This window comes from Alkalimonas collagenimarina, from assembly GCF_030717845.1.
GTDB classification, from domain to species: domain Bacteria; phylum Pseudomonadota; class Gammaproteobacteria; order Enterobacterales; family Alteromonadaceae; genus Alkalimonas; species Alkalimonas collagenimarina.
Map to the genome: position 1 here is coordinate 1 of NZ_JAUZVZ010000059.1, position 1,244 is coordinate 1,244.

Annotated in this window: 1 protein-coding gene; it reads left to right on the forward strand. The window is 51.0% G+C overall.

Features of this window, described 5'->3' with window-relative positions; all coding sequences use genetic code 11:
• Positions 1-99: 99 nt before the first annotated feature.
• A complete protein-coding gene (locus Q3O60_RS17570) occupies positions 100-1,224 on the forward strand; it encodes an ISAs1 family transposase (protein ID WP_305895226.1) in 1,125 nt (374 codons plus the stop codon).
• Positions 1,225-1,244 lie beyond the last annotated feature (20 nt).

Consider the following 1,244-nt stretch of genomic DNA (forward strand, 5'->3'; position numbering starts at 1 on the left):
CAGGGCAAGATCACGAACATTTAGCGCCCACTTTAGCATAACTGATTGACCGCGATCTTCAGCTGTGATCAGATACTGGCTTTTACGCGGAGCCAGTTTATGAACATCGATATTTTTGCAGAGCACTTTTCAGAATTAGAAGACCCAAGGCAAGCCGCTAAGGTCGTTTACCCCTTGTTTGACGTCGTGTTTTTAACGCTGTGTGCCGTTATCGCTGGCTGTGAGGGCTGGGAAGATATTGAAGATTTCGGTGAAAACCGCTTTGACTGGCTGCAAGAGCATGGCTTTTTTAAACTGGGCTTGCCGGTACACGACACCATAGCGCGGGTGATGTCATTGCTGGACAGCGAAGCCTTACAGCGCTGCTTTGCCAGTTGGATGCAGGCTTGTACAGAGCTTACCGATGGTCAGGTGGTCGCAATCGACGGCAAAACGCTTCGCGGCTCCTACAACCGGGAAGACCGCTGCTCTTCTATTCATATGGTTAGCGCCTTTGCCAGCGCCAATGGTGTGGTAATGGGCCAGGTTAAAACGGACGAGAAGAGCAACGAAATTACGGCGATACCTCAGCTGCTTAACTTGCTGGAGCTTAAAGGATGCTTGGTCAGTTTGGATGCCATGGGATGCCAGAAAGAGATAGCGCAGCAGATAGTAGATAAAGAAGCCGACTACCTGTTGACGGTTAAAGGCAACCAAGGGCAGCTGCACGACGCAGTAAAACAAGTCTTTGCGGGTAAAGCGTATAAAGACAGTGCAGCGCAGTCACTGGAAAAGAACCGTGGGCGTTTGGAGTACCGTGAATTCCAGGTCTGTCCGGCCAGTGAATTACCGGAAAAACTCAAAGCCGCCTGGCCAGCGCTGACAACCTTAGGCATGGCAACGACTTACCGGGTGGAAAAGCACAAGCGTGCGGTGTTAGAGCAACGTTATTTTATCAGCTCAGCCGCGCTTAGCGCCGAGCGGCTATCCCGTGCAGTGCGAGAGCATTGGGGTATTGAAAACCAGCTGCACTGGGTGCTGGATGTGAGCTTAAGTGAGGATGCGTGCCAGATATACCGTGGTAATGCAGCAGCCAATCTTGCCACGATGCGACACTTCGGCTTGAATATGTTACGCGCTGAGAAGCGGAAAATGAGTATCAGAAGAAAGCAGCGTCAGGCATTGATGAATGAGGCTTATCTTGATGCCGTGTTGGAAGCTGGCATGAGTGTGGTGATTAAATGACCACTCGTAATCTCACCCTG

Excerpts from the sequence above, each read along its gene's own strand:
- Q3O60_RS17570 (WP_305895226.1), top strand. The coding sequence starts at position 100 with ATGAACATCGATATTTTTGCAGAGCACTTTTCAGAATTAGAAGACCCA.